At 61.8% G+C, this 17,718-nt stretch carries 16 protein-coding genes; 8 read left to right on the forward strand and 8 right to left on the reverse strand.

From position 1 onward, the window contains the following. Positions 1 to 123 precede the first annotated feature (123 nt). Together ACZ2G1_RS19805 and ACZ2G1_RS19810 are read right to left on the reverse strand one after the other, a co-directional pair. Positions 124 to 756, reverse strand: a complete 633-nt coding sequence (locus ACZ2G1_RS19805) for a Fic/DOC family protein (protein WP_470377972.1) — start codon at positions 754 to 756, stop codon at positions 124 to 126. Next, complete coding sequence (locus ACZ2G1_RS19810) at positions 749 to 946, reverse strand: antitoxin VbhA family protein (RefSeq protein ID WP_470377973.1); 198 nt, start codon at positions 944 to 946, stop codon at positions 749 to 751. Before ACZ2G1_RS19810 ends, ACZ2G1_RS19805 begins: the two co-directional genes overlap by 8 nt. A 285-nt stretch (positions 947 to 1,231) precedes the next feature. Here ACZ2G1_RS19810 and ACZ2G1_RS19815 point away from each other — a divergent pair, with 285 nt between their 5' ends. Both ACZ2G1_RS19815 and ACZ2G1_RS19820 read left to right on the forward strand, forming a co-directional pair. Further along, positions 1,232 to 2,002 carry a ParA family protein gene (locus ACZ2G1_RS19815; protein ID WP_470377974.1) on the forward strand — a complete coding sequence of 257 codons (771 nt, stop codon included), beginning with the start codon at positions 1,232 to 1,234 and terminating at the stop codon, positions 2,000 to 2,002. Beyond that, positions 1,999 to 2,346 carry a hypothetical protein gene (locus ACZ2G1_RS19820; RefSeq protein ID WP_470377975.1) on the forward strand — a complete coding sequence of 116 codons (348 nt, stop codon included), beginning with the start codon at positions 1,999 to 2,001 and terminating at the stop codon, positions 2,344 to 2,346. Before ACZ2G1_RS19815 ends, ACZ2G1_RS19820 begins: the two co-directional genes overlap by 4 nt. A 467-nt stretch (positions 2,347 to 2,813) precedes the next feature. Here ACZ2G1_RS19820 and ACZ2G1_RS19825 read toward each other — a convergent pair whose 3' ends face one another. Beyond that, positions 2,814 to 3,143 carry a histone-like nucleoid-structuring protein Lsr2 gene (locus ACZ2G1_RS19825; RefSeq protein ID WP_470377976.1) on the reverse strand — a complete coding sequence of 110 codons (330 nt, stop codon included), beginning with the start codon at positions 3,141 to 3,143 and terminating at the stop codon, positions 2,814 to 2,816. A gap of 1,151 nt (positions 3,144 to 4,294) precedes the next feature. On the opposite strand from ACZ2G1_RS19825, the gene ACZ2G1_RS19830 reads away from it, so the two are divergent. From ACZ2G1_RS19830 to ACZ2G1_RS19840, 3 genes are all read left to right on the forward strand, one after another. Further along, entirely contained in the window at positions 4,295 to 6,406 is a 2,112-nt protein-coding gene (locus ACZ2G1_RS19830; protein WP_470377977.1) for a site-specific DNA-methyltransferase, read from the forward strand. Beyond that, positions 6,406 to 8,967 carry a DEAD/DEAH box helicase gene (locus ACZ2G1_RS19835; protein WP_470377978.1) on the forward strand — a complete coding sequence of 854 codons (2,562 nt, stop codon included), beginning with the start codon at positions 6,406 to 6,408 and terminating at the stop codon, positions 8,965 to 8,967. Before ACZ2G1_RS19830 ends, ACZ2G1_RS19835 begins: the two co-directional genes overlap by 1 nt. A 280-nt stretch (positions 8,968 to 9,247) precedes the next feature. Continuing rightward, the gene (locus ACZ2G1_RS19840) at positions 9,248 to 10,357 is read left to right on the forward strand and encodes a DUF2971 domain-containing protein (protein WP_470377979.1); all 1,110 of its coding nucleotides are present in this window, start codon (positions 9,248 to 9,250) and stop codon (positions 10,355 to 10,357) included. Between the two features lie 208 nt (positions 10,358 to 10,565). Here ACZ2G1_RS19840 and ACZ2G1_RS19845 read toward each other — a convergent pair whose 3' ends face one another. Further along, positions 10,566 to 11,681: a hypothetical protein gene (locus ACZ2G1_RS19845; RefSeq protein ID WP_470377980.1), complete on the reverse strand. Its 1,116-nt coding sequence runs from the start codon at positions 11,679 to 11,681 to the stop codon at positions 10,566 to 10,568. Positions 11,682 to 11,914: 233 nt separating this feature from the next. Between ACZ2G1_RS19845 and ACZ2G1_RS19850 the strand changes: the two genes are divergently transcribed. From ACZ2G1_RS19850 to ACZ2G1_RS19860, 3 genes are all read left to right on the forward strand, one after another. After that, positions 11,915 to 12,256, forward strand: coding sequence for a hypothetical protein (locus ACZ2G1_RS19850; protein ID WP_470377981.1), 342 nt, complete (start codon positions 11,915 to 11,917; stop codon positions 12,254 to 12,256). Between the two features lie 216 nt (positions 12,257 to 12,472). Then, complete coding sequence (locus ACZ2G1_RS19855; protein ID WP_470377982.1) at positions 12,473 to 13,063, forward strand: recombinase family protein; 591 nt, start codon at positions 12,473 to 12,475, stop codon at positions 13,061 to 13,063. 421 nt (positions 13,064 to 13,484) lie between these two features. Continuing rightward, positions 13,485 to 14,624, forward strand: coding sequence for an MFS transporter (locus ACZ2G1_RS19860; RefSeq protein WP_470377983.1), 1,140 nt, complete (start codon positions 13,485 to 13,487; stop codon positions 14,622 to 14,624). A 47-nt stretch (positions 14,625 to 14,671) separates the two neighbouring features. Here the strand turns inward: ACZ2G1_RS19860 and ACZ2G1_RS19865 are convergent, their stop codons facing one another. From ACZ2G1_RS19865 to ACZ2G1_RS19880, 4 genes are read right to left on the reverse strand one after another with little or no spacing between them, the layout of a single operon-like run. Continuing rightward, entirely contained in the window at positions 14,672 to 15,472 is an 801-nt protein-coding gene (locus tag ACZ2G1_RS19865) for an IclR family transcriptional regulator (protein WP_470377984.1), read from the reverse strand. A 47-nt stretch (positions 15,473 to 15,519) separates the two neighbouring features. Next, positions 15,520 to 16,269: a 3,4-dihydroxyphthalate decarboxylase gene (gene phtC / locus ACZ2G1_RS19870; protein ID WP_470377985.1), complete on the reverse strand. Its 750-nt coding sequence runs from the start codon at positions 16,267 to 16,269 to the stop codon at positions 15,520 to 15,522. Beyond that, entirely contained in the window at positions 16,266 to 17,498 is a 1,233-nt protein-coding gene (locus ACZ2G1_RS19875) for an NAD(P)/FAD-dependent oxidoreductase (RefSeq protein WP_470377986.1), read from the reverse strand. Before ACZ2G1_RS19875 ends, phtC begins: the two co-directional genes overlap by 4 nt. Then, on the reverse strand, positions 17,495 to 17,692 hold the full coding sequence (locus tag ACZ2G1_RS19880; protein ID WP_470377987.1) for a ferredoxin: 198 nt from the start codon (positions 17,690 to 17,692) through the stop codon (positions 17,495 to 17,497). The genes ACZ2G1_RS19875 and ACZ2G1_RS19880 overlap by 4 nt, the downstream gene beginning before the upstream one ends. Positions 17,693 to 17,718 lie beyond the last annotated feature (26 nt).

Here is a 17,718-nt window from a genome sequence, read left to right on the forward strand (position 1 = left end):
ACGGGCTCTCTCGCGCGGATGGACGGTGTAGGAAATTCCATCCTGTGACGAGGAGCCCGTTCCTCATCTCATCGACGCACCCGCGCCAAGAACCTCATGACCCACAACAGCTAGCTGGTCCGGTCAGGAACGCGGCCGACGGTGGTGAGGTGCGGGAGTGAGGATCACCGTGAACATCTCCTGCAAGGCAGCGAGGTCATGGTCCTCGGCTGCGGCCCGGGACGCAGCGTCGTTGACCGCCCCGGTGATCTGGGTCCAGTCCAACCACCAGCCGGCGGCGACGGCCACTGAGTCGAAGAAGAAGCGTTGGGTGCGTCCGTTGCCCTCCCGGAACGGGTGCAGATAGTTGACCTGGTCATAGTGATAGGCCAACCGTTCGATGAACCGCTCCCGGTCCAGGTACTGCAGGTAGCGGTCCCGGCGGAGCTGATCGAAGACGAAACCGGCCGAGCGGTTGATCATCGACACCGGCAGGAACGGCTGGGCCCCCGGGACCGTTTTGCGCAAATCCACGGTGCGCAGCTGCCCCGCCCAGGGATAGACGTCCTGGAACAGGTGACGGTGAATGGCTTGCAGTTCGACCAGATCTCGGCTGGGCGCCGGCGGATGGCGCCACAGCTGCAGGGTGCGAACCGCCACCAGGTCAGCTTCCGCGGCGGCCAGCTCTACGGCGGTGCGGGCGCCGATCAGATTGGTCAGAATCCCGGTGTGCGGGTCCAGATACGGGTCACGGTGCGGGCCGGGGGCCTCACTCAAGGCCGTAGCGGGCGCGCGTGCGCCGAACCAGCTCCTCGACCTCGAGCCCACCCTCGGCGAAACGATCCAGCTCCGCCCGGGTCGCCGCAGTGACGTGAAGTCCTTCCATGGCCGCACTGTGCACCACGGAAGCCACCTGCTGCGCCCGGTTTACCGCACGAGCCGGCGGCAGAATGTGCTGCTGCGCCATGGAACCTCCCCGGTCGTGTGTTGGGCCGTGCTATGCGCTCTAGCCTACCAAGCGCCCCTGACCAGCACCTGGCGTCATACGCGCCGGGGACGCCAGCCTCGGTGGCGAAACGAACTCTCTGGCCCAACGTCCCTGTCCACGACGACACCCCAGAAGCACGACCTGCATAATTAATGGTAGATAGCTACCTAGTGAGCATGCTATATATCTAGCTAGTAAGCTATATAGCAATCCAGCTAACTAGGGAGATGGCTTGATGGCCCGCAAGCTTGATAGCTTGAAAGCATGCAAACCCTCATGGTGTACAGCGAATCCGGTGGAGTCACTAAGACCACCACCGCCGTCTCCCTAGCAATGGTCGCCGCCGCCGAGGGACGTCGAGTAGTCCTCGTTGACCTCGACCCCCGCGCGGCCAGCACCAAGTGGTTCGGGGTGGAGCCCTCGGCTGAAGGAATGCACGTTGGGGCAATCCTGGGAGATGAGAACCCTGAAGGCTGGGCTGAAGACCTCGCGGTGCCCAGTGGGTGGCACCCCAACCTCCGGGTCATTCCCTCGGCCCGCAACGTCTCCAACCGGGAAGCCGACCGGGCCGATCACGCAGAGCTGCGGCTGAAGATCTCCCTGACCGGCCTTCAAGCGGATGTGGTGGTCATCGACTGCCCCAACCGGCAGGGCGGCCCTCTGACGCTGTCGGCGTTGAACGCGGCGGACACCGTGGTCTACGCCGCCACCGCCACCAGTGATGGCATCGACGGGGTGGACGGGGCGAGGCGCACGGTTGCCCAGTTCCGCCGGCACCGCCAGCAGCTGGGCGCCCCGGACACCCTGACCGAGGCCGGCATTGTCGTCGGTGGGGTGAAGGAAACGATCATGAGCCGGGCGGCGGTGGCCAGCCTCGAGGAGCTGCGTGCCACGGGGTTGTTTTTGGAGCCGTTGATCCCGGACCGGGCCATCGTCCAGGAGGTGCGGATCTCGGGGGAGTGGTACGGCCAGTACCGCAAGGGCGCCCGGGTGCTGGAGGCCTACACGGCGATCGCGAAGAAGGTGCTGCGATGACCGACCAGCCCGAGCGTCCCGCCTCACTGGCCCGCCGCCGGCCCCGTCCGGCACCGGATGAGCACATCGACCCGGTCGACTACACATCCCCACGCGCTACTTCACCCCAGCCGGCGACACCGGTGGTGTCGACCCCGCCGGTCCAGGCGGCACCGGCGGCGGAGCCCCCGGCGGCGCCGAAGCGCGGCCGCGGCCGGCCGCGCCGGGAACCCACCATCCAGCTCGGGGTGCGGGTGGCCCAGGACGTTTCCGATCTGATCGAAGAGCTCGCCGAGCACGACGGCACCGCCCGTGCGGTGATCGAGAACGCGGTGCGTGCCTACGCCCAACAGCTCAACCGATAGAACCGGCCCCCGGTAGGGGAGGGGTGCGGCTGCGGGCGGCTTTCCCATGGTCCAGGACGAAGGAACCCGGCCCACCGTTGCTGGTGGGCCGGGTTCTCTCATTCTTTGGACAGGCGGCGGGATCCGGTGGGTGGTTCCGTGGGTTGTCGATCGACGCGGGTGCCCACTCCCCGTCTGCAAGGGGCCAGGGCCGACCCCCAGCGAGGCCTGTTCCCGGGCGCCGAAGGGACGACCAACGCTGTCCAGACTGGACGCGGGGCGTCCCGACGGCCCCGTACCGCGGACAGGGGCCGTCAGCCCGTCACCAGCTGCTCACCACGAGGAAAGGCCACGGTGACGGCCCCCCGTGCTCGAGCCGTGCCCCAAGACGTTCCATTGCGATGTCGCAGCGGTGACCGGCCAGCACCTGGCCCGCTGTCACGGAACGCCCGGAAGGCCGACTGCTGTCCGGTGGGGGAGTGGGGCGCCTACTGGGCGGCGTAGTAGGCATCCTTGACGGACTGGTGAATGCGGCCGCGGTCGGAGACCTCGTACCCGTTCTCCTTCGCCCAGGCCCGAATCTTCGCCGTCTCCGGGTTCCCACCGGAGGAGGAACGAGGCCCGGCGGTCCGGGCGGGCTTGCTCTGGGCTCGCCGGCCAGCGGCGGCGTAGGGGCGCAGGGCCTCCCGCAGCTTCTCCGCGTTAGCGGTGGAGAGATCGATCTCGTACTGCCGGCCGTCCAGACCGAACTGGACGGTCTCCTCAGCAGGACCGCCCTCGAGGTCGTCTTCCAGAATGATTTTCACGCTCTGCGCCAACTCAGCACCTTTTCATTGATTTCATCATGGCTTGCACCGGGATATATCCGCGGCGGGATTACTCTAACCGAACCCACTTTCTATGGGCTAGCTGAAAATCTGCTCAGAAACCCTCCCTGTCAGGGTCTCGAGGGCGTCCCATCATTGGAAGAGACCCTCATCAGGTGTTTCTCCTCGTCCCAGAACATCAAGTCCATGCCCACGCCCAGGACAAATTGGCGCAGGTCTTCCCCGGGGTCTTCGGGTACCACCACGACGCACTTAGGCTCATCACCGGCGCTACATCGCCGGTAGTCCAGGAGCTGCCCTACAGCCATGCGGACGCTTTGCCGGCACGCTGAGCTCTTCACTCCAAAAGGCTCGCGTTTATCGGGGTCCCAGAGATCGGTGTAGAGGATGGTGGATGAGCTGGCAGTCTGGGTCGGCAGTCGTAGGTAAACGTAAAGAACTTCGCGTAGGCGGTTCTCAAGTTGGCGCTCTGTCCGAATAGTTTCCGTGGCCGCGGTTTTGATGCGGTGAACGATGCTCGCTCGAGTCTGCTCGGCGGGGGGCTTCCGTGACAGTGAGGGTGCCCGTACTTTTGCCGACCATGTACTGATCGGGCTGGGGGTCTGCCGCCGGGGCGGCAACGCCGCGCGTCAGCGTGAAGACGATGACTTTTCGGGGGATGGCGTAACGGTCCGGAGCTGGTCCGTATCGCCATCCGGCTGTAGGATCCATTCTAAATTGACCGATGTAGCGATGAATGCGGCTTTGTGTACTGAGATGTATTCCTTGGCGAGAAAATTGCCCATAAAGCTCGCCGCGCTCAAGATTTCCAGGGTGATGCCGAGACCCCGCGCCCATTTTGCCCCATTTTATACAACACGTAGACCAGCACATGCAGGCTAGCCAGCAACACCAGAGCGACAAGTCTAAGGCCAACGAGAAGCCTTTCCTTCGCTCTAACATGACCCTGGCCTGGGATGCCCGTTCAGCCAGCATGCCTATGCGCTAGTGCATCCCAGCGACGTCCATCGTGGCGAAGGTGATCGCGATGAGCGTGGTGGGGATTCGTCCGAACAAGTTCGCGCGGGTAGGGTTCGACTTGAGTTGGTGCCACTGGGTCTGCGTGGGGCACCAACTCCACTCATGTAGAAGTAAGGATGGGGATGTCGCGGCTCACTGACCTTTTGCGCGCTGCTAAACAACTTGACCCGCAGCTTGGCAAGGATTTAGAAGACGAGATCCAGCCGTTGCAGCAGCGTCTACCTTTCGGTCTCAATTTCGAGAGGCACGCACCTGAAGCGGTCGAACTCGCGGGCCACAATATCCGTAAGGGAAGCAAGGTTCGGGTCCTTCCTCCAAGAGGTTCCACTGCGTATGGTGATAGGCGGCTTTGGCGCGTCGACGCGATCCGCGGCACCGCCGCTGAGATCTCGCTTCTCGACAGCCGTGAGGGCGAGTCCCTTACCGTGCAGGTAGATGACCTCATCCTGGTTGCTGAATTCCGTGACTGGATCTATCCTGGCTTGCGCCCGGATGGAACTGCCGAATTCGGTGGAGACAAGCCGTTTCATACGGTGATCAATGGCGAAAATTTTCACGTTCTCGAACAGCTCACGTTCACCCACGAGCACACAATCGACGCAATTTACATTGATCCGCCATATAACACCGGCGCCCGTGACTGGAAGTACAACAATGACTACGTCGAGGGCGATGATTTGTACCGGCACTCGAAGTGGCTGGCGTTCATGGAGCGACGGCTCAAGCTAGCGAAGCGTCTCCTTAATCCAGACGACTCGGTTTTGATAGTGACGATCGATGAGAAGGAGTACCTTCGGCTTGGGCTTCTGCTGGAGCAGATATTCCCCGAGGCTCGTATTCAAATGATTTCGTCTGTGATCAATCCTGCGAGCTCAGCACGTCGAGGTGAGTTTGGGCGAAGCAACGAATACATCTTTTTTGTCTATTTTGGCGATGCTGCGCCGTCGCCGCTGGTCCTAGATTCGACTTGGTTCGGCAAGACTTCGGGAAAGCGGAAAGATCGTATCCGCTGGCAGGAACTCTCTCGTCGAGGCGACAATGGCCGGCGCATTGCGCGGCCCAATCTTTTCTATCCGCTATTTATCTACGAAGATGGGTCGTCGGTTCACTCCGTGGGCGATGCCATCCCTGCCGACGCAAACATCGAGTCGGTCAAAGCGCCCGCGGGAACCATCGCAATCTGGCCGGTCCGGCAAGATGGATCTCACGGCACTTGGGGGCGCAATCCTGAGTCATTGCGGACAGCCTTAGGCCAAGGATTCGTTCGACTTGGTGGATTCACGCCCAGAGGAATGGCGCTCTATCACTTGGCGGCGGGCGAGCAGAGGAAGGTCGTCGACGGCACCTACCCCGTGGTCGGCCACCGGCCGGATGGATCCGTAATTGTTGATGACTCCGAGTACCGTACAGCCCTTGTGCCAGGTACCCAGTGGGATGTTCCGTCTCACGATGCGAGCTCGTTTGGGTCAGCGCTATTGGCGCGTGTTTTGCCGGGGCGTCGCTTCCCATTCCCCAAGTCGCTGTACGCCGTCGAGGATGTACTCCGCTTTTTCGTCGCGAGCAAGCCCGACGCTGTCATCGTCGACTTTTTTGCCGGATCCGGTACTACGGCACATGCCGTCATGCGTTTAAACAAACAGGACGGTGGTCGTCGCCAGTGCATCTCGGTGACAAACAACGAGGTTTCAGCGGAGGAACAGTCCCGGCTACGCAAGCAGGGGCTACGGCCTGGCGATGCTGAGTGGGAACGGCACGGTATTTGCGACTACATAACCAAACCCCGGATTCGAGCGGTGATCACTGGACTCACGCCAGCCGGCGAACCGATTAAGGGCGACTATAAGTTTGTCGACGATTTCCCGATGGCCGACGGCTTTAAGGAGAACGCCGCCTTCTTCACGCTTACCTACGAGTCTCCGTGGCGAGTCAGCACCGACCGTGCGTTTGCCGCTATTGCACCAATGCTATGGCTGCGCGCTGGCGCCAAGGGACGATGTATTGAACACTTTTCGGATGGGTGGGCCGTCGTCGAGGCCTATGGCATCGTCAAGGACCTTGACAGGTCAACGGACTTTATCGCTGCTTTGCAGGCGCAAGATGATGTGCGGGTCGCCTTCATCGTCACGGACGATGAAGGCCGCTATCAGCAAATTGCGAACGAGATCCCTGGCATTGAGACCGTTCGTCTTTATGAGGACTACCTACGAAATTGCGAAAGCACCGGTGACATCTGATGCGCTTCACGCTCAAGGACTACCAGGCGGACGCCGTAGGTGACACGTTGGCGGAGCTCGCTGATGCCCGTGAGTTCTACCACGGCGCTCGGCCAAGAGTTTCGTCGGTGGCTCTCACAGCCACCACTGGTGCAGGCAAAACTGTGATGGCTGCAGGAGTCATTGAAGCGCTCTTCTGGGGTAGCGAAGACTTCGAAACGACCCCTGATTCAGGCGCAGTCGTCCTGTGGTTTAGCGATGATCCCTCGCTGAACCAGCAGACGCGACACCGCTTGGAGCAGGCATCCGACAGGCTCCGCAATCGACTCGTCACGGTCGAGCACCCGTTCCGATATCGAAAGCTTCAGCCCGGTCACGTGTACTTCCTCAACACCTCAAAGCTGTCGCGGAACAGTCTACTGATACGAGGACACGACGCAGATGGCGTTTTGCCCGGCATGGAGTCGAACCCGGATACCGTGCCGTTCACGTTTTGGGACACCCTGCGAAACACTATCGATGACGAGAGCACCACGTTGTATATGGTGCTGGACGAGGCGCATCGAGGTATGGGGCGGCGTGCCTCATCGGACACGCCTACTATCGTGAAGCGCCTGATTAATGGTCACGGGTCGGTCCCGCCAGTGCCGATCGTGTGGGGTATCTCCGCGACGGTAAAACGGTTCGAGGACGCGATGAGCGCTGCGGAGGTACAGGACAATCGAGTCCATCTCCGAACAATCACTGTGGACCCCGTGCGCATTCAGGAGTCAGGACTGCTCAAGGATGACATCGTCCTGGACTTCCCTGCGGAGACTGGAGACTTCAACACCGTCCTTCTACGGCGAGGCGTCCGTAAGGTGAAGGAGCTGTCATCAGCTTGGGCAGCATATGCCACTGCTGAAAATGAGCCAGAGGCCATCCAGCCACTTTTAGTGCTCCAAGTGCCGAACAAGCCGTCGCCGACCGAGGTGGCCTCCGCCATCGACGTCATCCGGAACGAGTGGCCTCAAATTGGCGCCGACGCCATCGCACACGTCTTCGGCGACCACACCGCCCAAACCTTCGGTGCGCACAGCATTCCGTACATCTCTCCCGAGCGGGTCCAGGACGCAACCTACATCCGCGTGCTGCTAGCAAAGGACGCAATCAGCACCGGATGGGACTGCCCGCGCGCAGAGGTGATGGTGTCTTTCCGCCCGGCTGAGGATGAGACACACATCACCCAGTTGCTAGGTCGTATGATCCGCACGCCGCTTGCGCGCCGTGTCGAGGGCGACGACCTCTTGAACAGCGTCGAGTGCATACTGCCTCGGTTCAATAAAGCCACAGCCAGCCGCGTGCTCGAACAGATTATGGGTAGCGATCTCTCCGAGACTGGAACGGGTACGGGGCAGCGTGTCCTGGTCGACCCGCAGCTCATGACGCCGAACGATAGGGTGCCGGACTCGGTATGGGCGTTGTTTGCCGACCTCCCGGCGGAGACTTTGCCGCGTAAGCACGCTAACCCTATTAAGCGCCTGACTTCTCTTGCTCATGCGTTGGCGGCAGACGGACTGGTGCCCGAGGCCGGCCGCGAGGCCCATGGGCGGCTACACGGTGTCCTCAACGGGCTCGCTGCGCAGTACCCGAAGGAGCTCGGCAAAGCTGAGGCGGATGTGCTTACGGTTGCTGGTGGCACTGTGCGCGGGCATGCGCGATATGGGTTGCGAGCCGATGAGGCATGGACTGAAGTAGCCGACGACCGTGCGATCCAAGAGGCTTACCGTCACGGCTCGCGCGCCGTGACGCCCGACGTTGCTCGCACTTATGTTGACCATTTGGCTGCCGAGGCGGATGACGAGGACCTGCTTCGTGACGCACACGTGCGTGTAGCTGGCTTAGCGATATTGCCGCAGACGCGGCCGGCTCTCGACGCTGCTGCTAATGGCCTCTCAGCCGAGTGGTTGGGTCAGCACCGGGTGGCGATCAAGAAGCTTTCCGAGTCTCGTCAAAGCTTGTACGCCGAGATTACTGCCATGAGTACGGATCCTCAGCTGATCTCGATGGCTCTGCCGAAAAACCGTCAGGAAGAGACTCGTCGACTGGTCGGCGACATTATGCAAATGCTCGACCAACGCCCACTCCATCTGCTCGCTGACGAAGAGGGCATGTTCCCCATTGGAAAGCTCAACCCCGATGAGGTCCAGGTGCTCGACACAGAGATTCAGCGCGGTGACTTGCTCGCGTGGTATCGCAATCCCACGGGTGGTCGGGACTCGATGAGTATTGCCTACCAGGATGCGCACGGAGCCTGGCGAACTCTCCGCCCCGACTTCCTGTTCTTCGTCGACGGTCGTGAGGGGGCGAAAGCCAACATCGTGGATCCGCACGGATCGTGGCTACCCGATGCACTGCCCAAGCTACGAGGTCTCGCTCGGTTCGCAGAGGTGTACGGCGACAGCTTTCACCGCATTGAGTCAATCTCTCGAATAGACGGCGAGCTACGGGTCTTAGACATGACTTTGCCCGAAGTTAGAACGCACGTACTGGAAGCCATTGATGCCGACCACGCCTATCGCGAGGTCTCAGTCGCGTACTAGACGATAGGGACTGCCGCACCGATAGGTGACAGTTTGACCTATCCGTGCGGCAGTCCCGAAGACCATGCAGTCCCGTTGAAGAGGGTGCACGCAGAGACGCAACAGGTGTGCCCGCCGCTAGGCTGGATCACAGTCGAGGCCTTCTGCGGATGCGGTGTCGACGTGGTCCCCACTCACGCTGCAGAGGACCCGGAATCCGCTAATCTGCGAAAAGCCACCAATTGCACATCTATCCGAAGTGGCGGCGCAGTCAATACGAAACTAGGTGGAACCCAGCAACATGGCAGACATGCACGACCCCGCCTCCACAGGCAATTTTACACTGCCTCAACCAAAACATTTCCGATGGGACGAAATACCCAACGAGCATTTTCCTATGAGGGAAATCAGAACAAGCCGCAGAGAATCGTCGCCGTCCATTTCGTCGCCCCCAAACGTAATGGGCCCTTCAGGCGTAAAAACATCCGAACTCTTCGATGATCAGCAAGCTGGCTCCAAGGGAGGGTGGATACGGACGCCGGCTCCTCCCACAGTCGATCAAGGCGTCAAGGAAGTGTGGCACTATACGGATGCCGCAGGGGTAATTGGTGCGGTCTCTAGTGGGTGCATTTGGGCTACATCAATCAGCATGCTTAACGATTCTGCCGAATACCAACACGGCAGGGATATTTTAAATCGCGTGCTCCATCTTGTGGACGACTCTCAGCATGTACATCCGCTGCAAAAACAATTTATTAGTGATGTGATTACATTATCGGACGGACTAGTCAAAAAGTCTGACCTGTTTATTGCTTGCACGTCTTTGGCGCACAACTCTCTGGCTCAATGGCGTGCCTATGGGGGCAATGCTGGACACGCATTGATTATCGACCCACACGAGGAACTCTCCATCGTAAGCCCAATAATGCCGAGCACACATATTTCTATTCGGCCCCGTTGGCGAAAAGTGCTATATGATGTCAATGAGCAAGCGGAGTTTCTGCGTGAATGCCTTGGATTCGTCGCAAACTTTGCGCCCGTGGAAAGTGAAGAATTCATTGATAATGACAAAACCCGGGATCTGGCTTTAGTATTGATTGAGGCTGTTGCATATTGCAAAGATCCTAGCTTTTCGGAAGAGCAGGAACTGAGGATGGTCGTGCAGTCTCCAGGCCCAGAGGCTGTGAATTTTAGGTCTTCCCGCTTGGGCGTAACTCCATTCCTAAAATTGACGGCTGCTGCTCATTTTGACGAGCGGACCACGGCCGAAAGTCGACAACTTCCGGTTGTGGGTGTGGCGGTAGGACCGTTTGACGGAAGAGACGTTTCCGGTAGAGGCGTTGCTGCCCTTCTCAGGAGATACGAGTATTTCGCCACGCCAGTATACGTATCTACTTCAACTTTGAGGTGATCAAAGTCTGGATGACATAACAGCCTCCGAGCCTAGATTAGAAAGACATCACTTCATTGGTGCGGGTCGGATGACGAATTCAATGTTGCATGAGACTTTTATCACTTTTGCAACAGATCCGTCTTCACCTGCAATTTTGTGAATCGCAGTAGCGAGTTGCAATTTTCTGGCGAGGGCAGGCGCGGCTCGTCCCGGAGTCGGCCCGTGATCACGCCAGAGCAGCAGGTTGCAGAGCGGAGAGAAAGAATTTGCCATCAGCGGTTGGAGATAGCATCCAGGACGTTAAGAGGCTGACGAATCGGGCGAGGTGGTTTACGGTTCGGGCTGCGACCTCATTTGATTCCAGTCCGGTGTACGCCCGTACGGCATCGTGGATTGTGTTCCCTGTTTCAAGGCTCGATGCAATGTCCTCGAGCCCGAGATGAACGAGCCCGTTTCGGAGCTTTGATTGCCCCAGAACCCACACGGACTCCGGTTCGTCCAGAAATGCCATCATGTCGATAGATCGAGGGGCCCGGATCCCTTTCTGTCGCATTATTTCGAGAGCTTTTAATGACTGAAAAAGAGCTATGAATCGGTGCTTGCGAGCAGCAATCTCACACCATGAGCACAGAGATCTAGAGACACTTTGTAACGCGGAAAAAGTAGTGCAATGCACAGTCAAGAGAGCTGCCGCAAGAGGAGGATCGAGCTCTCCTCCGAACAGTCGGGGCAAAGCGATTCTGCTATTTCCATCAAGCCATCTGAACGGTGGGATGGGTCCGTGCCGATGGGGGTCGATAGTGGAATCTTGTAGGAGGGTGCCTGCGAGATTACCAATACCAACGCTTAGCTTCCCGATGGCGGGACCAACAGTTGCCAAGTCTCCGACCTGACTAGATCTAAGGCCGACCAAATAATGGGCGCTAATGAGACTTGTATACGGAATGCCATGCAGAGTTACAACAGAAAGGTCGTAGCGGAGAAAATCGAAGGGCTTGCCTCGTCGGTTGGGCGGGAAAAAGGCGCCATGGTTGGCTTGCAGAAGATCTTCGAAGTGAGTGATTACACCTTCCAGGCTGCGTTTGGTATCAGCAAAGAACTTGCCACTCATTCGGGCGGCTTTCGCCGTGTCCGCATCCCACTCCGCGGACAGGCGCCAACCAAGCGTTTTCTCAAAGTGGAGCTTCGCCTCATAGGCGGCCATGGCCCCGTACTGCAGGAGGGCGATCTCGGCGGCGGCGGATGACGAAAGGCCGAGCAATGAGGTTGTCACGTAGTGCATGTCAGCCCGGGCAATATCGAGGGCGATGGCTTCGATTGGGACGAGATCGCTCAAGGTCATGCGCCTAGTCTGCATGCTGTGGTAAGGCACGCTGGCGGCATCTGTTGCTCTGGCAGTGCCGGAATAGGGCGCATCATGTGTCTTTTAAGGCAGGGGTTGTGCGACGCCTTGGTTGCGAGACTGTAGCCAGTAAGAGAAATGCCTGCCTTGGTGCCAGCTTGGAGCCCTTGACCTTGTAGCAACGTCAGGGGATCCTGACGATGTCAGGGTTTCATGACACCTCGGAGGTAGACGTGCTCGAGCACGACGGACAGCAAGGCGTGACGGCGCCGCACGCAGCGTGGGAGCTGGGGGCAGCCCTGGCTGATCACTCCGTGCCGGTGGATGGCCGTGACGGGGTGGCTGTAGCCCAGTTCCTGCGCATGGCCGCCGATGCCTGGGCGGCCGCGAAGACCGAGGAGAGCTCCGACCGTGCTTTGGAACGAGTGAGGTTCCTGCGCCTGCTCGAGCGCGGGGCCGGCGTGGCGCTGCGCGACGCCGTGGCAGACGCCCGGGGGAGCGGGGCCTCGTGGGCCGGGGTGGGGTGGGCGTTGAACACCTCCCGGCAGAGTGCCTATGAACGGTTCGCCGGCTGACCCTGTCTCTGGTGAAGGTTCGCCAGCGGGTGAGACCGAGTCTTAGGGGCTTTCGGTGCGTTGACGCGTATCGCAGGCCATGGGATGCAAGACGTCTCGTCGGAAAAATTTGCGGCCGCATGTTTCCGCGGTTCGGCCTGTCTCGTAGCTATGTGCTTTATCTATGCCCCTAAAATCAGGTACTCAACGTAGGTTGCGAGACACATTGGGGTGCACATGGCAAAGCTGGTCGGGTACGCGCGCGTTTCGACGCGGCAGCAGGACGCAGACCGTCAGGTGTCCGACCTCTTGAATGCTGGCGTGCGGCACGATGACCTCTACGTGGATCACGGAGTGTCTGGGGGACGTGCATCCCGTCCACAGTTTGACAAGGCGGTAGCTGCGCTCGAGGAGGGCGACACTCTGGTGATCACCACGCTGGACCGTCTGGGCCGGTCCACGCAGAACATGCTGGTCTTCGCAGAGGCGCTGCGGGGCCGGGGCGTCGGGCTGCGGGTGCTCAACCTCGGTGGGGGAGACGTGGACACGGCAACCCCGATGGGTTCGATGGTCTTCACCGTGATGGCGGCCCTGGCTCAGATGGAGCTGGAGATCAAGCGAGAGCGGATCACCGACTCGGTGGCCAAGCGGAGAGCGGCTGGCAAAGACCTCGGCGGTCGCCGCCAGACCTTCACCGACTCCCAGATCCGTAATGCCGTGCGCCTGATCGACAGTGGGGAGCCGGCCACCCAGGTCGCCCGTGACCTCGGCATGTCGCGGGCCACCCTGTACCGGCGCATCCGGGAGCTCCCGCAACCGACCATCTGAGGCCGTTTAGGACTGCAAACCGTGATGCATATGTCGCCCACCGGAGTCTGTTGATAGATCTAACCCCTTTTCCGGAGTGGTGACAAACGTTAACGGTGAGGTTCTGTGCGGAGCGGAGTCGACGGACTCACCCACTGGTCATCGACGTTGTCGAGGGGTTTCGGTGGCCGGGGGCCGTCAAAGCGACACGGATTCGGTAGGGTCCAGGGATGCCAACACAGCAGGCAGCATCATCTGCGGAAGCGGCCTTGCCCGCACTACAGCCACGGCCTGGAAGAGCAGGAAAGCCAGCCATAAACTTTTCACCGCCATGCCCCCGGGTGCGTAGCCGCAGGGTGCCGGTGACGGATGCGACATCGGACGCCTCGGTGGCAGGCCGCCGCGCGTGAGACGTCCGGGCCGCGGACCCGCCGCTGTGGCGGTGGCCGTTCTGGTGACCGTTCTGACGAACATGCCGGTGTTTCTCCTCGGGGCGCTGGCCACGGAGATCACCGCAACGGTCCGCGTCCCGGCCTACGGGATCGGCCTGGCGGTGGGGGTCTACTGGGCCGCGGCCGCCCTCACCTCCGCGTGCACCGGTGTGATCGGTCGTGTGCTCAGCGAGAAGGGCATGGGCATCACCGCCTTGCTGCTGGCGGTACTGAGCCTGACCGGCAGCGCGTCCTGGATCCCTGCGTGGCCGTGGCTGCTCGTGTGGGCAAGCCTGGGGGGACTCGGGAACGGTCTGGGGCACCCTTCCTCCAATCACCTGCTCGTCACGCACGTCCCAGCCTCCTCGCGCGGTCTGGCCTTCGGGGTGAAACAGGCCGCGGTCCCTCTGACGGGACTGGTCGCCGGCGTCTCGATCCCGCTGGTGGCGCTGACCCTGGGTTGGCCCGTGGCCTTTCTGCTGATGGCCGCCCTGGGCGTGCTCGTGCTGATTCCCGCGACCCTGACCCGGACAACGCGTGTCGCCGTGGGCGCGGCACGGCCGGCGGGGCAATGGGATCCCCAGTTGCGTCCCGCGTTGGTGCTGATGGCCGCGATGACGATGTTCGCGGGCGGTGCCGTCACCTCCGCCGTGGCCTTCGCCGTGATCGGCGCGCTGGAGCGGGGGATCGCAGTCGGCCCGGCTGGTGTGCTTCTGGCCCTCGGCAGCGCCTCAGGAGCGTTGACCCGCATCGTGATCGGCCGGGTCGTCGACCGAGGCGGCGTGTCGGCTCTTCCGCTGATCCAGACAGCACTCGTGATCTGCGCTGTCGGGCTTTCACTCATGGCGATCCCTACCACCTGGAGCTACGTAGTGGGTTTTCTGCTCGCGGCGGGCCTGGGGTGGGGGTGGCCGGGCCTGGTGCATTTCCTCATCTCGCACATGGCACCTGGGGCCACCGCGGCGGCCACCGGCATCGTCCAGACCGGCACGTACATCGGCAATACCATCGGTCCCGTGCTCACCGGGGTGGTCCTCAGCCTCGGTAACTCGACACTGACCTGGGCGATGCTCGCCACTATGGCAGCAGTCGCCGTGGTCATCTCCTTTTTCTTCGGGCACCGACTGCGGAAAATCGACTCTCTGGAATGACCGCTGAGCTGAAGCGGTCCTGTCCACGACCCCCACCGTCGAGATCCCTAGACGAGCAAGCCGTGGATGTCTTTGGCGGCTGTCTCGAGCATGGCCCCGAGTTCTGTGCGGAGTTGTTCAGTCATGCGGTGAGCGGGCACGGACACGTTGATCCCGTAGTACTTGCCGCTCGGGCTGGTGAGGGGAGCAGCGACTGACATGACGCCGTCTTCGCTTTCTTCCCGGCTCGTTGAGTATCCGGTTTGCCGGATCGTTTCGAGGGCACGCTCCAGATCGGAACGGGAGGTGATGGATCCCTTGGTGAGACCCGGGAGCCTCTCCTGCGGGTAGAGGGCGTGCAATTGTTCCGTGGTGAGTAGGCTCAGCATTGCTTTGCCCGTTGCGGTGCAGTTGGCCGGAAGCATCGCGCCCTGACGTGAGGCGACGCGGACGGCGCGTTGGCTCTCAATGGCCTCGAGGAAGTGTGCGTTCGAGCCCTTAAGTTCGGCAAAGTGCACCGTCTCTCCGGTTGCCTCGAATAGCCGCTCCATCGCTGGACGGACGAGGGTCCCGATGTCGACGTGGCGCCGTATGGCAAAAGCGATGGAGCTGAGTGCTTGACCGGGTTCGTACGCTTTGGTCTGGGGATTCTGCCGTACGAAACCGCGATAGAGGAGCATCCCCATGAGGCGATGGGCCGTGGATGATGCCACTCCGAGGTACTTGCTGGCATCGGTGAGCCGGATGCTCGGCCGGGTTTCGAAGAGCAGCAACAACCGGAGGGCGTTGTCGACGGATTCGATGGGGTACTGCGGAGGAGGGCCGTACCTGGAGTTGTCCTCCGTCTGTGATGTGGACATGGGCTTCATGGTACTGAGCTGGGGCTTCGCTCCCAGCCCGGCTATGGCGCCGGCTGTCAACGGCCCTCACCAAGTCGTGCGAGTTCGTGTCTCCAGGCAGTCCCGGTGTTGAATGCTCCTCCGAGGTCGGGCAGCTCCGCCATGTCGGCGTCGGGCAGGTCGGCGAGGCGCCCGCCCGCGGAGGTCACTTGCAGGGCCATCCCCGCCAGGCCGTCCACGCTGATGGCCTGGAGAACTGCTTGCTCGACGGTTTCGGCTGCACTCGTGAGGCCGTGTCCCCGCAGTACCACAACGGGTTTGGTTCCCATGGCGTCGGCCATTTCGGCGGCGAGCCGACGGGTGCGGATGAGTACTCCGCGGGGGTAGACGGGTACCCCGTTGGCGGCGAGGCGTGTCCCCGGAATGTCGTATGCCCCCACGATGGGTCGTACTGCGAGTCCTGCCAGGTCGGCGGCGACCACCCGCGGGGGGTGGGCGTGCACGACAGCCCGGACGTCCGGGCGGCGCCGGAAGAGTTCGGTGTGCAGCGGCAGTTCGTTGGGGACCGTATACCCGCCCTCGAGCTCACCGTCGGCGGCGGGGTTGCCGTCGAGGTCCACCATGTGGATGTCCTCGGCCTGTGTGTACCCCAGGCCGCGTTCGTGCGGGCCCCGGCAGCGCACCAGCAGTGTGCTGTCGGTGATCCTCAGGCTGATGTGACCTAGGATCCCCTCGGCCAGGCCCCGATGGGCCAGGACCCGGCAGGCGAGGGCGATGTGTTCCCGCGCGGCGCTCTCGGTCTGGGGCAACGAGTTCCCGGGCGTCATGACGCCCTCGTCGGCTGCGGCTCCAACTGGGGTTCGAGCTTGGCGCGCAGTTCCTGCACCGTGATGCCCTTGGCCATGCCCAGCCGGCAGGCGATGAGGGCTTTGGGCCAGTTCACGATGGCTGCGCCCCGGACGGTGGTGCCGTCGGTGGTGTAGAGGGCGACGAACTTGCCGTGGACCTGCGGATGTCCGATGAGCACGTGGTCGACATTGCCTCCGACGCGTCCCACGACCTGGATCTTCCAGTCGTGCTGGTCGCTCCACACGTATTCGATGGGTGTGTAGGCGCGCGGCTGATCCGGGTGAGTGATGTTGTAGGCCACGCACGTGGCCTGTTCCACCGCGTTGGTCCAGTGCTCAATCCTGACGTCCTCGCCGTGCTTCTGGTGGCGCCAGCGGGCCACGTCCCCGACCGCGTACACGTTCGCGGCGTCGAGGGCTTGGCAGTACTCGTTGAGCACGACCCCGTTGTCCACGAGCAGGCCGGAGGCGCTGAGCCAGGCGTCGTTGGGGATGACGCCGATGCCGACCAGCACGGTGGCCGCTTGAATGCTCTCCCCGTTGGTCAGGTGGACGGAGAAGTTGCCCTCTTCGCCTTCGATGGATTCCACGCCGGTGCCGAACATGGTGTTGACCCCGTTGTCCTGGTGCAGGTCTGCGAACCATTGGCCGATCTCCGGGTTGAAGATGCGGCTCATGGGCACGGGTACCGGGTCGATGACCGTGACGTCGAGCCCCAAGGAACGGGCAGTGGCGGCTGCCTCGGCGCCGATGAACCCTGCCCCGATGACGGCCAGTGCCCCGCCCCGGAGAAGGTCCCCACGTAGTTCGCGGGCGTCCTCGAGGGTGCGTAGCACGTGGATCCCTGGGGGCCGGCCCCAGGGGGAGGGGCGGGGTGAGGCTCCGGTGGCGATGACCAGGTGGTCGTAGTGAAGGGGCTCGTGCCCTTCCAGCTTCAGCAGGTTCTCGGCGACATCCAGGCCAATGGCGCGGTGTCCCAACAGGAGACGGATGCCGTCGGCATCGGCCTGGTCCTGGGTGAGCAGTCGGATGGAGTTCTCATCAGCGGAGCCCGCCAGGACGGATTTCGACAGGGGCGGCTTGTCATAAGGGAGTTCCGTTTCCTCCCCGACGAGGACGATCTCCCCCTTATATCCTTCCAGGCGGAGAGACTGCGCGGTGCGCACCCCGGCAATGGAGGACCCGACGATGACGGTGACCGGGCTCATTCGTCCTCCACCACCAGTGCGGAGACTGGGCAGCTGCGGGCAGCTTCGGTGACGCGGGCGCGGTCGGCCTCGGGGACTTCGGTCTGGAGTAGCACGACGACCCCGTCGTCGTCCAGGTCGAAGTAGTCAGAGGCTCCGACGATGCAGTTTGCATACCCCTGACAGGCTTCCAGGTCAGCTTTGACTACAGGCATGGTCACATTCCTTCGTGAGGCGGTGG

The sequence above is a fragment of the Kocuria sp. KKT182 genome (assembly GCF_055635395.1).

Excerpts from the sequence above, each read along its gene's own strand:
- ACZ2G1_RS19810 (WP_470377973.1), bottom strand. The coding sequence starts at position 946 with ATGGCGCAGCAGCACATTCTGCCGCCGGCTCGTGCGGTAAACCGGGCG.
- ACZ2G1_RS19815 (WP_470377974.1), top strand. The coding sequence starts at position 1,232 with ATGCAAACCCTCATGGTGTACAGCGAATCCGGTGGAGTCACTAAGACC.
- ACZ2G1_RS19820 (WP_470377975.1), top strand. The coding sequence starts at position 1,999 with ATGACCGACCAGCCCGAGCGTCCCGCCTCACTGGCCCGCCGCCGGCCC.
- ACZ2G1_RS19830 (WP_470377977.1), top strand. The coding sequence starts at position 4,295 with ATGTCGCGGCTCACTGACCTTTTGCGCGCTGCTAAACAACTTGACCCG.
- ACZ2G1_RS19835 (WP_470377978.1), top strand. The coding sequence starts at position 6,406 with ATGCGCTTCACGCTCAAGGACTACCAGGCGGACGCCGTAGGTGACACG.
- ACZ2G1_RS19840 (WP_470377979.1), top strand. The coding sequence starts at position 9,248 with ATGGCAGACATGCACGACCCCGCCTCCACAGGCAATTTTACACTGCCT.
- ACZ2G1_RS19845 (WP_470377980.1), bottom strand. The coding sequence starts at position 11,681 with ATGACCTTGAGCGATCTCGTCCCAATCGAAGCCATCGCCCTCGATATT.
- ACZ2G1_RS19855 (WP_470377982.1), top strand. The coding sequence starts at position 12,473 with ATGGCAAAGCTGGTCGGGTACGCGCGCGTTTCGACGCGGCAGCAGGAC.
- ACZ2G1_RS19865 (WP_470377984.1), bottom strand. The coding sequence starts at position 15,472 with ATGAAGCCCATGTCCACATCACAGACGGAGGACAACTCCAGGTACGGC.
- phtC (WP_470377985.1), bottom strand. The coding sequence starts at position 16,269 with ATGACGCCCGGGAACTCGTTGCCCCAGACCGAGAGCGCCGCGCGGGAA.
- ACZ2G1_RS19875 (WP_470377986.1), bottom strand. The coding sequence starts at position 17,498 with ATGAGCCCGGTCACCGTCATCGTCGGGTCCTCCATTGCCGGGGTGCGC.
- ACZ2G1_RS19880 (WP_470377987.1), bottom strand. The coding sequence starts at position 17,692 with ATGCCTGTAGTCAAAGCTGACCTGGAAGCCTGTCAGGGGTATGCAAAC.